Annotated in this window: 12 protein-coding genes; 4 read left to right on the top strand and 8 right to left on the bottom strand. The window is 58.8% G+C overall.

Annotated features, from left to right (window positions below; all coding sequences use genetic code 11):
• Positions 1 to 58: 58 nt before the first annotated feature.
• The 3 genes from DIT71_RS03550 to DIT71_RS03540 form a co-directional block, all read right to left on the bottom strand.
• Entirely contained in the window at positions 59 to 769 is a 711-nt protein-coding gene (locus DIT71_RS03550) for an FKBP-type peptidyl-prolyl cis-trans isomerase (RefSeq protein WP_114611842.1), read from the bottom strand.
• Positions 770 to 880: 111 nt separating this feature from the next.
• Positions 881 to 1,267: a DUF4124 domain-containing protein gene (locus DIT71_RS03545; protein WP_114611841.1), complete on the bottom strand. Its 387-nt coding sequence runs from the start codon at positions 1,265 to 1,267 to the stop codon at positions 881 to 883.
• Complete coding sequence (locus DIT71_RS03540) at positions 1,261 to 1,791, bottom strand: TIGR02444 family protein (RefSeq protein WP_114611840.1); 531 nt, start codon at positions 1,789 to 1,791, stop codon at positions 1,261 to 1,263. The genes DIT71_RS03545 and DIT71_RS03540 overlap by 7 nt, the downstream gene beginning before the upstream one ends.
• Positions 1,792 to 1,839: 48 nt before the next feature.
• Here DIT71_RS03540 and DIT71_RS03535 point away from each other — a divergent pair, with 48 nt between their 5' ends.
• Positions 1,840 to 3,792, top strand: coding sequence for an ATP-binding cassette domain-containing protein (locus tag DIT71_RS03535; RefSeq protein WP_114611839.1), 1,953 nt, complete (start codon positions 1,840 to 1,842; stop codon positions 3,790 to 3,792).
• Here the strand turns inward: DIT71_RS03535 and ppx are convergent.
• Positions 3,789 to 5,300: an exopolyphosphatase gene (gene ppx, locus DIT71_RS03530; RefSeq protein ID WP_114611838.1), complete on the bottom strand. Its 1,512-nt coding sequence runs from the start codon at positions 5,298 to 5,300 to the stop codon at positions 3,789 to 3,791. The two genes, DIT71_RS03535 and ppx, sit on opposite strands and share 4 nt — an antisense overlap.
• A 370-nt stretch (positions 5,301 to 5,670) precedes the next feature.
• On the opposite strand from ppx, the gene trxA reads away from it, so the two are divergent.
• Complete coding sequence (gene trxA, locus DIT71_RS03525) at positions 5,671 to 5,997, top strand: thioredoxin TrxA (RefSeq protein ID WP_114611837.1); 327 nt, start codon at positions 5,671 to 5,673, stop codon at positions 5,995 to 5,997.
• 80 nt (positions 5,998 to 6,077) lie between these two features.
• Here trxA and DIT71_RS03520 read toward each other — a convergent pair whose 3' ends face one another.
• Genes DIT71_RS03520 through moaB form a run of 4 tightly spaced genes read right to left on the bottom strand, consistent with a single transcriptional unit; the run spans position 6,078 to position 8,583 of the window.
• Positions 6,078 to 6,524: a molybdenum cofactor biosynthesis protein MoaE gene (locus DIT71_RS03520; RefSeq protein ID WP_114611836.1), complete on the bottom strand. Its 447-nt coding sequence runs from the start codon at positions 6,522 to 6,524 to the stop codon at positions 6,078 to 6,080.
• 1 nt (position 6,525) lies between these two features.
• Positions 6,526 to 6,789, bottom strand: a complete 264-nt coding sequence (gene moaD, locus DIT71_RS03515; RefSeq protein WP_114611835.1) for a molybdopterin converting factor subunit 1 — start codon at positions 6,787 to 6,789, stop codon at positions 6,526 to 6,528.
• A 3-nt stretch (positions 6,790 to 6,792) separates the two neighbouring features.
• Positions 6,793 to 8,007: a molybdopterin molybdotransferase MoeA gene (locus DIT71_RS03510; RefSeq protein ID WP_114611834.1), complete on the bottom strand. Its 1,215-nt coding sequence runs from the start codon at positions 8,005 to 8,007 to the stop codon at positions 6,793 to 6,795.
• Positions 8,008 to 8,010: 3 nt separating this feature from the next.
• Entirely contained in the window at positions 8,011 to 8,583 is a 573-nt protein-coding gene (moaB, locus tag DIT71_RS03505) for a molybdenum cofactor biosynthesis protein B (protein ID WP_114611833.1), read from the bottom strand.
• 368 nt (positions 8,584 to 8,951) lie between these two features.
• On the opposite strand from moaB, the gene rho reads away from it, so the two are divergent.
• Together rho and ubiD are read left to right on the top strand one after the other, a co-directional pair.
• Positions 8,952 to 10,214, top strand: coding sequence for a transcription termination factor Rho (rho, locus tag DIT71_RS03500; protein WP_114611832.1), 1,263 nt, complete (start codon positions 8,952 to 8,954; stop codon positions 10,212 to 10,214).
• Positions 10,215 to 10,570: 356 nt separating this feature from the next.
• Positions 10,571 to 12,058, top strand: coding sequence for a 4-hydroxy-3-polyprenylbenzoate decarboxylase (gene ubiD, locus DIT71_RS03495; RefSeq protein ID WP_114611831.1), 1,488 nt, complete (start codon positions 10,571 to 10,573; stop codon positions 12,056 to 12,058).
• The last annotated feature ends 1 nt before the right edge of the window (position 12,059 follow it).

The raw sequence follows: 12,059 nt of genomic DNA, 5'->3' as shown, positions 1-12,059 counted from the left end.
TGCCAGCTTCCCCCGACCTCACCTGGTGAGGCGGGGGGAAGAGTAGAGCCCGGCGAGATTACTCCGGATTGATTTCCAGCAGTTCGACGTCAAACACCAGCGTCTCGTTAGGCCCGATCCTCTGGTTTCCGCCCGGCCCGTAAGCCAGATCTGCCGGAATATAAAGCTTGGCCCTGCTGCCTTCAGACATCAGCTGCAAGCCCTCTGTCCACCCCGGAATAACCTGGGTCAGGCCAAAGGTGACCGGCTCACCGCGCTCGCGGGAACTGTCGAACACCTCACCTGAAATAAGTTCGCCCGTGTAGTGAACCCGGACCCGGTCTTCAGCGGTTGGCTTGTCTCCGTCACCTTCCTCCAGTATTTCATACTGCAGGCCCGAATCGGTGGTCTTGACACCTTCACGCTCGGCGTTCTCGGCCAGAAATTCCTCTCCGGCCTCGCGATTCTTGCTGGCCAGTTCTTCCGTCTGGGCCGACTCTTGTTCCTGGAGCTCGGTCTGGTAGGCCATCAGGGCTTCCTGGATCTCTTCCCGGCTCATGCGGGTCTGCTCGTCATCGCCGGCGTGGCCGTGCTGGATGCCCTGCAGGAATTGCTCCATCTGAAGATCCGGCAGGTCGTTGTCCATCCGCTGCCCCATCACCAGGCCCATGCCATAGCTGACTTTTTCATTGGTGGATTCCAGTGGGGGATTGTCCTGGGCTACATCCTGGGAAGATGAGCAGCCGGCCAGGGTGCCGGCAACCGCCAGCGCGATCAGCGTTTTGTTCATTGCCTGTTCCTTCATTGTGGTTACGATTGAATGATTGCGAACGCACAGAAGGTAACGGGTTCTGTCGCTGGATGCCACTGAACATGTGTTAAGGGAAGGGAGTCGGCAGCGTTAGCTGCCGTTGTTGGCGGTGTCAGGGGACAATGAAAACGGGGCGCGGTAGGGGGACTGCCAATCGGTTTCCGGATTGGCCGATGGTGCGCGCAGGGTGTCGCTGTCTGCCCGCTCTATCGCCAGTGCATTCCAGGGACCCTGGGACGGAGGTTTATCCGCGTAGTGCCAGCTTCCGTCGCTGTCCTGCCACTTGAAGACAATGTCCGGTCCTTCTGTGGGCACAGGAGAAGGGACAAGCCCCTCGAATGAAGGAATGTCCACATTCGCTTCTGTCTCAGCGGGCTTGCCTGAAGTTTCCGTCGGGTCATTGATGCCGAAAAATACCAGGGCAACAAGAACACCCAGTGCAGGGAATGCCAGCCGGATCAGCCATTTCATCAACATGGCCTGTTATCTCCCTTTGCGAGTATCGACAGTTCTCTGGCAAGTGTGTCCAGCAATCTGCCGGTCTCGTTATCCATTTTCGTCTCCGGTGCCGCCCTGAGAAGGTTGTTGCGGGCCAGACTGGCCGTGGTCTCCTCTCTGGAGGCTGCTTGTAGGTCTGAAGTCAGTGCCTGATACGCCAGTGCCAGTTCGATCCGCTCTGCTTCAAGTTCGCTGCGCGCTAGGTGTTCCCTCACAATAGCAGTGCGGGGGTTGTTTTTCGTTATGTATTTTCTCGCACACCTGAGTGGCTCTGTAACCTGGCTCCGCCAGTCTGTTACCGCTTGGCTCTCCTGCCCGGAAAACCTGTGACCGGAGGCCGCAAGCCAGGCTGCGCTGAGGATTCGGGTTACACTCCAGCCGCGGGTTTGCAGATCCAGGCAAGCTTGTTGAGTCGGCGGGGATTCCCAGAATCGGCAGGCAAAACGCCATAACGGGTTTTCCGGGTCTGTATCCTCAGGTATCTTGCTCCCGCTACACGACATAGGGCCTCTGCCGGTTCCTTATTGAACGTTCCCTGATACCATTACGTTATGCTAACGATAACCGATCTCAGTTTACAACGGGGTGGCGTCTGGTTGCTAGAAGCCGTCAACCTGACCGTCCAGCCCGGCCAACGGGTGGCTATAGTCGGTGCCAATGGCGCCGGAAAGTCCAGTCTGTTCCAGTTATTGCTGGGGCAGTTGTCACCGGAGCAGGGTAGTGTGTCCTTGCCCGGTGGCTGCCGAATTGCCCACATGGCGCAGGAAGTGGCCGCCTCGTCCCGCAGCGCCCGGGATTTTGTGCTGGATGGAGATCATGACCTGCGGCGCATGGAGGCCGAGCTGGACCTGGCGGAAAAACACGGCGACGATCACGCCGCTGCCCGTATTCATGGTGAGCTGGACATTCACGAAGCCTGGTCCGCGCCGCGCCGGGCGGAGTCGCTGTTGCGGGGGCTCGGATTTTCCGATGCCGACGTGGAGCGGCCGGTATCTTCATTTTCCGGCGGCTGGCGGATACGTCTGAATCTGGCCCAGGCTTTGATGCGTCCGTCGGACCTGTTGCTGCTGGATGAGCCCACCAACCACCTGGATCTGGATGCCTGTCTGTGGCTGGAAAACTGGCTGCGGCGTTACGAAGGCACGCTGCTGTTCATTTCCCACGACCGGGACTTCATGGATCGTGTGGCGACACATCTTGTGCATTTCGACCGGCGAACCCTGGAGCTTTATACGGGTAATTACTCAGCGTTCGAAACCCAGCGCAGTGAGCGTCTCGCCCAGCAGCAGGCCGGCTATGAACGCCAGCAGGCCAAGATCGCCGAGATCCAGCGGTTCATTGATCGGTTCAGGGCCCAGGCGACCAAGGCCCGCCAGGCCCAGAGCCGGGTTAAAGCGCTGGAGCGGATGGAGAAAATCGCCCCCGCCCATGTGGATTCGCCGTTCAGTTTCGAATTTCCGGTGGCCGACAAGGTCTCCAACCCACTGCTGACCATCCGCAACGGTGCCGCCGGTTACGATGAAACGGTCATTCTCGAGGGGATTAATCTCTCCCTCCTGCCTGGAAGTCGTATTGGCCTGCTGGGCCCCAACGGGGCCGGTAAATCCACTCTCATGGATGCCCTGCGGGGTGAGGGCACGCTGCTTCGTGGTGAGCGGACCACCGGCGAGCACCTGGCCATCGGCTATTTTGCCCAGCACCAGCTGGAATCCCTGGACCTGAATGCCAGCCCCTTTCTGCACCTGCAGCGGCTGTCTCCCCGGGCATCGGAGCAGAGCATCCGCAATTTCCTGGGAGGTTTCGACTTTCACGGAGACGGAGCCCTGAGCGCCATCCGCTCGTTTTCAGGCGGTGAAAAAGCCCGCGTGGCCCTGGCCGTTATTGCCTGGCAAAAGCCCAACCTGCTGTTGCTTGACGAGCCCACCAACCATCTGGATCTGGAAATGCGCCAGGCCCTGACCATGGCCTTGCAGAATTTCGACGGAGCCATTGTTGTGGTCTCCCACGATCGCCACCTGTTGCGTAACACGGTGGATGATTTCTGGCTGGTGAACGACGGCCGGGTGACGGAATACGATGGCGACCTGGAAGATTACGAGCGCTGGCTGGCAGATCGGCGCAAGGATGAAACAGAGGCCCCGCGACGTGAGAGCACCAGCGTTTCTGCTGGTTCAGTAGCGGAGAAAGAGGCTCCGGGCGCCGGCGAGAATGCGGAGGATCGCAAGGCCCGCAAACGGGCGGAAGCAGCTATTCGCCAGAGACTCAGCCCCTACCGCAAGCAGCAGGCAGCGCTGGAGAAGGAAATGGACAAGCTACAGTCCACCTTGATGGCACTGGAGCAGGACCTGTCCGAGCCTGATCTCTATGCCGATCAGGGCAAACAGAAGCTGAAAGAACTGTTGGGGCAGCAGGCCGCCGCCAAGAGCCGTCTTGCAGAGGTCGAAGCGGAGTGGCTTGATATCAGCGAGGCAGTCGAAAGCCTGGAGGCGGATCTGGCGTCCTAGATGTTCACTGCCAGGTTAAAATCCTGTTTGGCGAGATAGTCCCGCTCATTCTCAAGATCAGCAAGAGTAAGGGGGCGGTCATCCAGCCAGCCGGTCGGGAATTCCACGGTAAGGCCATTGGTTGAAGGGCGCAGATGCAGTTCCGGTGGTTGCTCGTGATTGCGCGGGTGCTGCAGCAGCACAGCGAGGCGAACCAGCACACACAGATAGCGCAAGCGGGGAATATCCTCGGGGTCGAGCCCCTCGAAAATGGCGGAAGAAAACTTACGCCGATGCCCGCGAACCAGGGTCGCCAGGTCGCGCTGGAATTGCTGGCTGAAGCCGGGGAGATCGGAGTAGCGCAGCAGGTAGGCACCGTGCTTGTGGTACTGGCTGTGTGAAATGGTGAGGCCGATTTCATGCAGCCGGCAGGCCCAACGCAACACTTCCTCATCAGCCGGTGTGTTTAGCGCCCAGGCATCGGCCACCTGTTGCCAGGCCGCGATAGCGGTCTCCTCCACGGCGCCGCCGTGCTCCTGATCCACATGGTAGCGCTCCTGCAGAGCCTGGATGGTCCTCTCCCGCACGTCCTCGTGCTGAATGCGGCCGGCTATATCGTAAAGCAGCCCCTCCCGCAGGGCACCGTCGGCAAACGTCAGTTCCTCTATCTGCAGTGACTGGAACGCTCCCATCAGTATCGCAAACCCGGCCGGGAAAATGCTCTGCCGGTCGGCGCGCACCCCGAGGTCGGCAAGCTTCTCGACCTTGCCCATGTCCACCAGGCGTTTTCTGAGCTCGTTCATGGCCTTGAGGGTGATGGTGCCATCGGTAATCTTGAGACTCGCCAACACGCTGGCAATGGCCTTGATCGAACCGGAGGATCCTACGGCACTCTGCCAGCCCTTGGTGCGGAAGTTCTGCCGGATATTAAGCAGCTCCTGCTCGGCATGGGTAACGGCTTTGTCCATCTGCTTGCGGGTGATCTTGCCGTCGGGGAAGTAACGGTTGCGGAATGACACGCAGCCCATGTGCAGGCTTTCCAGTTCCTGGGGCTCGAAACGCTCACCAATGATGAATTCTGTGCTACCGCCCCCAATATCAATCACCAGTCGGCGGCCGCTGTCGTCGGACAGCGTGTGGGACACGCCCAGATAGATCAGGCGAGCCTCCTCCCGGCCGGCGATGATCTCCACCGGATAGCCCAGCACTTCCTCCGCACGGGCCATGAACTCATGGGTGTTGCGGGCCACCCGCAGGGCATTGGTCCCCACTACCTGAACCGCCTCCGGCGGCATCCCCTGAAGCCTTTGAGCAAACCGGCTGAGGCAGGCCATAGCCCGTTCCTGGGCTTCTTCGGTAAGGCGGTTGTACCTGTCCAGGCCAGCCCCGAGCTGAACCTTCTCGCCCATCTTTTCCAGGGTGCGGATCTCACCATGAACAAGGCGGGCCACCACCATGTGGAAACTGTTGGAGCCCATATCGATTGCGGCGAGCAGTTCTGGCGGAGTGGCGGGGGAGTTGGCCGTCACGTGTATTGAATTCCTTCTTCCGGGCCCTATAAACAGGGGGGAGGAGATTGATAAGCCGTGTGAGGGAAACCTCGCCCACGGTTGGTTGATAACCTGTGACACTGCGATAGCGGGTGGACTATCCGCCGCGCTTGGTGATCACTATAAGCGATATGCCGTGTAACGCAATGGCGCGCTATTGGTCAGTGTAATCCGAAGGGTCCGGGCTGAAGGAAGCGCTTCACATACCCGTGAACAATCGCGTAAAGTATTGCGTACTACGATCACGGTGAACGGTTGCAGATAGCCAAAGGCAGTGACCGTCAGCAACAGTCAATAGCATCACCAGGCGGCTAGTGCCGTTGGCAGATGCACGAATCGGGAAACTGAAATGAGTGGAAATATCGTAAACGTTACAGATGCCTCTTTTGAGCAGGATGTGCTGCAGTCAGACTTACCGGTACTGGTGGACTACTGGGCTGAGTGGTGTGGCCCCTGCAAGATGATCGCACCGGTCCTGGAAGAAATGGCCGAAGAGTACGAAGGCAAACTGAAAGTCTGCAAACTGAACATCGATGAAAACGAACAGACACCGCCGAAGTTCAACATCCGCGGTATCCCCACGCTTATGCTGTTCAAGAACGGCAACGTGGACGCTACCAAAGTGGGCGCCCTGTCCAAATCCCAGCTGGCCGCATTCCTGGACAGCAATCTCTGATTGCTGTTTCCGGTCAAAGCCGCCCCTGAGCGAAGGTTCACGGGCGGTTTTTTATTGCCTTCCGGTCAAAATTTCAGTCGTTAATCCCAGCTCTGAGACCGATCCCGATCAGCAGCCTTCTGCTCCACCCAGTGCTCGCTATCGCCGGTAATCTCCTTCTTCCAGAATGGCGCCGACGTCTTCAGCGCATCCATAATGAACTCGCAGGCCGCAAACGCATCCCCACGGTGGGCGCTGCAGACTCCCACAAACACAATCTGCTCGCTCAGCGCCAGGCGTCCTATCCGATGGATCACCCGGGCTTCACGAACGTCCCAGCGCTGGGAAGCCTCACGAACCAGACCCTCGATCACCTGCTCCGTCATCCCCGGATAATGTTCCAGAAACAGTCCGGTCACACCTTTCAGGTCGCCACTGTCCCGGACCAGACCGGTAAAGGTGGCAATGGCTCCGGTCCCGGAACCGCTGTCCCGGAGTGCGTGGTACTCCTCCGCAGGATCAAAATCCTGTTGCTGAACCCGAATCACATCAACCTCCCGTCACCGGTGGGAAAAAGGCCACTTCATCACCTGCCTGCAATTCCTTCTCCGGTTTTGTCATCACCTGATTGACCGCAATCATGACCGGTTGCGCGCCGTCCAACTGAGCCCAGTTGCCCCCTTTTGCGGCGAGATCCTGCAGCAGTCGACCTGCTGTCAGTCCGGGTTCGGCTTCTATCTCCAGCGTAGCCGTATCCAGTTCCTCCCGCAGGCGGGCGAAAAACTTAACAACGATGGTATTGTCTGTCGTCATGATTTATTCCAAGAGTTCTGCAAACGAGTAGTAGATTACAGGGTCGCCCTGGCTGATTGTCTCGTTTTCCGGAACCACAGCCAGCCCGTCGGCCCAGCATGCAGAGCTCAGTACGCCAGAGCTCTGGTTGGGATGGGCAGTGACCACCGGGCCATTATCGCCGATGCTCTTGCGGGCACGGACATACTCCCGGCGAACTGAGGTCTGCTCCGTGAAAAACCCGGCCGGCATCTGCTCCCCTCGCACTGAAACCCCTATCCGGCCCTGGCTGGCGCGGATAAACGGCATGCCCACAATTACAAAGGTGACCAGCACCGTCGCCGGGTTGCCAGGCAGGCCCAGTACGGGGATGCCGTCAATTGTGCCGAAAGCCAGGGGTTTGCCCGGCTTGATGGCCAGCCGCCAAAGGGAGAGGTCGCCTGACTCTTCGAGCACCGCTCGTATATGATCCTCCTCGCCCACCGACACGCCACCGCTGGTGATGATCAGGTCGGCCTCGGCCGCTGCCCTTCTGAGTGTGCTGCGGGTGGCATCACGGGAATCTTCCAGCGTCTCACACAGGGTCACCTCACAGCCGGCCTTTGAAAGCAGTCCCAGCATGGTAAAACGATTGGTATTGTAGATCTGGCCCGGTCCCAGTGGCTTGCCCGGGTCAATCAATTCGTCACCGGTGGTGAGTATGGCAACTTTGAGTTTTGTGTACACGGCAACGTCGGCCACGCCCATGGAGCCCAGCAGGCCCATTTCCTGGGGGCGGATTTTTGTGCCCGCCCGCAAAGCTAGTTCACCCCTTACCAGGTCCTGCCCCTGGCGACGGATATTCTGGCCTTCGCTTACCGGCGCATTAACAGTTACACCCTCATCAGATACCGTCACTCGCTCCTGCATGATGACCGAATCGGCACCTGATGGAATTTCCGAACCCGTGAAAATACGCACCGCAGTGCCGGGTTCAAGGGCGCCGGGTGCTTCGCCTGCGGCTACCCGGCCGGATACTGGCAAGGGGCCCTCACCGGAGAGGTCGCCGGCACGAACGGCATAGCCATCCACCGCGCTGTTATCGGCGGGTGGCACGTCCGCCGGAACCAGGTAGTCCTCTGCCAGGACCCGGTCCAGGCTGTCCTTGAGCGCCACCGTTTCATGGCCTGTGACAGGGCGGGCCTGCGAAAGCAGGTGGTTAATGGCGTCGCCAACGGGAGTAAGGTCTGGGCTTGTCATGGATTATCGCTCCGAACGCTCGCCAATGACCTGGTTGATCCGGTGGACAGGGCGGTCCTGTTTACCGAGTACCAGTGCCGAGAAATTGCAGGGGCCATGGCGACTGTCCAGCTGCGAGCTGAGAATACCGTTCCAGCCTGTACGGCAGGCGCCGGTGGAGCCGGGCAGGCAGAAAATGATGGTCTTGTTCGCCATCCCGCCGAACGTGCGCGACTGAACCGTGGATGTCCCGATCTCGCTGGCGGACAAGCGGCGGAATTCCTCGCCAAACCCGTCGATGGTCTTGTCCAGTAACGGAGCGACGGCTTCCGGCGTGCTGTCGCGATCGTGGAAGCCGGTGCCGCCGGTAATGATGACCACATTGACCTCCGGGTCGGCAATCCAGCCTGACATCAGTGCCCGAACCAGGTAGACATCGTCCGGCAGGATGCGACGGGCAATCAGTCTGTGGCCTGCCTCGATCACACTGTCCTCCAGAAATTGCCCGGAAGAATCCTCAGGCGCGCCACGGGTGTCAGACACGGTTAACAGGGCAATATTCAGGGGCTTCAGTTCACTGGTGGTGTCACTGCTCATGGACGCTCTCCAAAGTCGGTAAAGTCATTGCGCCAGTATCCGCATCTGCGCTGATAAATGGAAGGGGAGTAACCCCTCAGAGGGATGCGATCCAGTCCCGGGACTGGCGTGTAAAGCTGCAAAAAGGGGAATCAATTCAAAATCGGGCAACATTACTTGACATTGATACGCAAGGTAGTCGATTATCGCTGTTGCCCGGTGAACGGTTGTTCTTCCTGTCTCTGGCTTCAGTTCTTTTCCGGACTTCATCTACACCGGTTGCTCCATCTGGCCAGCACCTAGTTCAACGTATACCCGATCAATCCGTTCAGGGGCACCCCTGTCATTCCAATGTTCGTTTACTTCCATTCCTGACAATCTAATAACCTATGAATCTTACTGAACTCAAGCAGAAATCCGTGCCCGAATTGCTCGATATTGCGCAAGAGATGGGCCTCGATAACCTGGCTCGTTCGCGCAAGCAGGATGTCATCTTCGCAATTCTGAAGAAGCACGCAAAAAGCGGCGAAGACATCTATGGTGATGGCGTACTGGAAATTTTGCAGGATGGTTTCGGCTTTCTGCGTTCCGCTGACGCTTCCTACCTCGCCGGCCCGGACGATATCTACGTTTCACCCAGCCAGATCCGCCGCTTCAACCTGCGGACCGGCGATACCGTTGCCGGCAAGATCCGCCCGCCGAAAGACGGCGAGCGCTACTTTGCGCTGTTGAAAGTGAGCGAGATCAACTTCGACAAGCCGGACAACGCCCGCAACAAGATTCTGTTTGAGAACCTGACGCCGCTGTTCCCGGATGAGCGCCTGATGCTTGAGGCCGGCAATGGCAGCACCGAGGATCTGTCCTCCCGTGTGCTTGATCTGGTCTCTCCCATTGGCAAGGGCCAGCGCGGTCTGATTGTCTCTCCGCCCAAGGCCGGTAAGACGCTGCTGATGCAGGGCATTGCCCAGGCCATCACTCGCAACAATCCGGAGTGCCATGTAATGGTACTGCTGATTGACGAGCGTCCGGAAGAAGTGACGGAGATGCAGCGTACCGTGCGCGGTGAAGTCATTGCCTCCACCTTCGACGAGCCACCGGCCCGCCACGTGCAGGTGGCCGAAATGGTCATTGAAAAGGCCAAGCGCCTGGTTGAGCACAAGAAGGACGTGGTGATCCTGCTGGACTCCATTACCCGCTTGGCCCGTGCCTACAACACGGTGATTCCGTCATCCGGCAAGGTCCTGACCGGTGGTGTAGACGCTCACGCCCTGGAAAAGCCGAAGCGTTTCTTCGGTGCGGCCCGTAACGTGGAAGAGGGCGGAAGCCTGACCATCCTGGCAACGGCGCTTGTGGATACCGGATCCAAGATGGACGAGGTTATCTATGAGGAGTTCAAGGGTACCGGCAACATGGAAGTGCACCTGGACCGCAAGATTGCCGAGCGTCGTGTTTACCCGGCGATGAACATCCGCCGCTCCGGTACCCGCCGCGAGGATCTGTTGATGAGTGAGGCGGATATCCAGCGCATCTGGATTCTGCGCAAACTGCTGCACTCTATGGACGACGACACCGCTGCGATTGAGTTCCTGCTGGACAAGCTCAAGGAAACCAAGACCAACGACGAGTTCTTCCAGTCCATGAAGCGCCGTTGATTCTTACAACGCTTTGGGTTCCGGGGCATACAGCGCGGGGGCATTCCTCCCCGGACACGCCGTAAATACGTCCCTGTAGGCTTGGTCTTGCCATCCCTGGCAAGACACATTCCGGGGAGGAATGCCCCCGCGCTGTTGATCTGATTCCGCGCGCGCATCGTTAATACCGTCTCAGGCGCGTCATGCGCTTTGTTTGCAGCTGACTCGGGGCTGATGAACAGGGTGCTGGATGTCTTCCCCAGACCGTGCATTGCCAGGGATGGCAATGCCGAGCCCCCAGGGATGGGTTTTACGGCGTGTCTGGGGAAGACATCCAGCATCCTGTTCCTGCACCCAAGGTCAAACCGGAGCAGCCCATGAAATACAGCGATCTGAGAGACTTCATTGACCAGCTTGAAAAGCTCGGTGAGCTGAAGCGGATTTCAGTGGAAGTTGACCCTCGCCTGGAAATGACCGAAATCTGCGACCGCACGTTGAGGGCAGGTGGTCCCGCCTTGTTGTTCGAGAATCCCAAAGGTTACGACATGCCCGTGCTGGCCAACCTGTTTGGTACACCCCGGCGTGTCGCCATGGGCATGGGGCAGGATAACGTTACAGCGCTGAGGGATATCGGCAAGCTGCTTGCCTTTTTAAAGGAGCCCGATCCCCCCAAGGGCTTCCGGGATGCCATCGAAAAACTGCCGCTGTTCCGGCAGGTGATGCGCATGAGCCCCAAGGTGCTTCGCTCTGCTCCCTGCCAGGATGTGGTGATCGGGAAAGACCAGGTGGATCTGTACCAGATACCGGTGCAGCACTGCTGGCCGGGGGATGCCGGGCCACTGGTAACCTGGCCGCTGGTGATTACCCGCGGGCCGAACAAGGAGCGCCAGAACCTTGGCATCTATCGCCAGCAGGTCATAGGTCGTAACCGGCTGATCATGCGCTGGCTCAGTCATCGTGGTGGGGCGCTCGACTTTCTGGAATTCCAGAAGGCCAATCCTGGCAAACCCTATCCGGTGGCTGTCGCCCTCGGGGCGGATCCCGCGACCATTCTGGGGGCGGTAACGCCGGTGCCCGACAGCCTCTCCGAGTATGCCTTCGCCGGACTTCTGCGTGGTGGTCGTACCGAGCTGGTGCAGTGCGGTCTCAGCGATCTGCAGGTGCCGGCCAGTGCCGAGATCGTGCTGGAAGGCTTCATCTATCCCGACGACATGGCGCCCGAAGGCCCATTCGGAGACCATACCGGTTATTACAACGAAGTGGATCAGTTCCCGGTATTTACCGTGGAGCGGATGACGCACCGCAAAGACCCGATTTATCACAGTACCTATACGGGTCGCCCGCCCGATGAGCCGGCAATTCTCGGGGTGGCGCTGAACGAAGTGTTCATTCCCATCCTGCAGAAGCAGTTTCCCGAGATCGTGGATTTCTATCTGCCGCCGGAGGGTTGCTCATACCGCCTGGCCGTGGTGACCATGAAGAAACAGTATCCCGGCCATGCCAAACGGGTGATGATGGGCGTATGGTCATTCCTGCGGCAGTTCATGTACACCAAATTCGTGATTGTCACCGACGATGATGTGAACGCCCGGGACTGGAAAGACGTGATCTGGGCGATGACCACACGCATGGATCCGGCCCGTGACACGATGCTGGTGGAGAACACGCCTATTGACTACCTGGATTTTGCGTCGCCGGTTTCTGGCTTGGGCTCGAAGATGGGTATGGACGCCACCAGCAAGTGGCCGGGCGAAACCGATCGCGAATGGGGTACTCCCATTACCATGTCTGATGACGTGAAAAAACGTGTCGATGACATATGGGACAGCCTGGGGATTGAAGTTTCATCTGATCGCCCCGAATGAT

The sequence above is a fragment of the Marinobacter vulgaris genome (genome assembly GCF_003344045.1).
GTDB classification, from domain to species: domain Bacteria; phylum Pseudomonadota; class Gammaproteobacteria; order Pseudomonadales; family Oleiphilaceae; genus Marinobacter; species Marinobacter vulgaris.
Note: the sequence above shows the minus strand (reverse complement) of the source record. Positions and strands in the feature narration are given on the sequence as shown.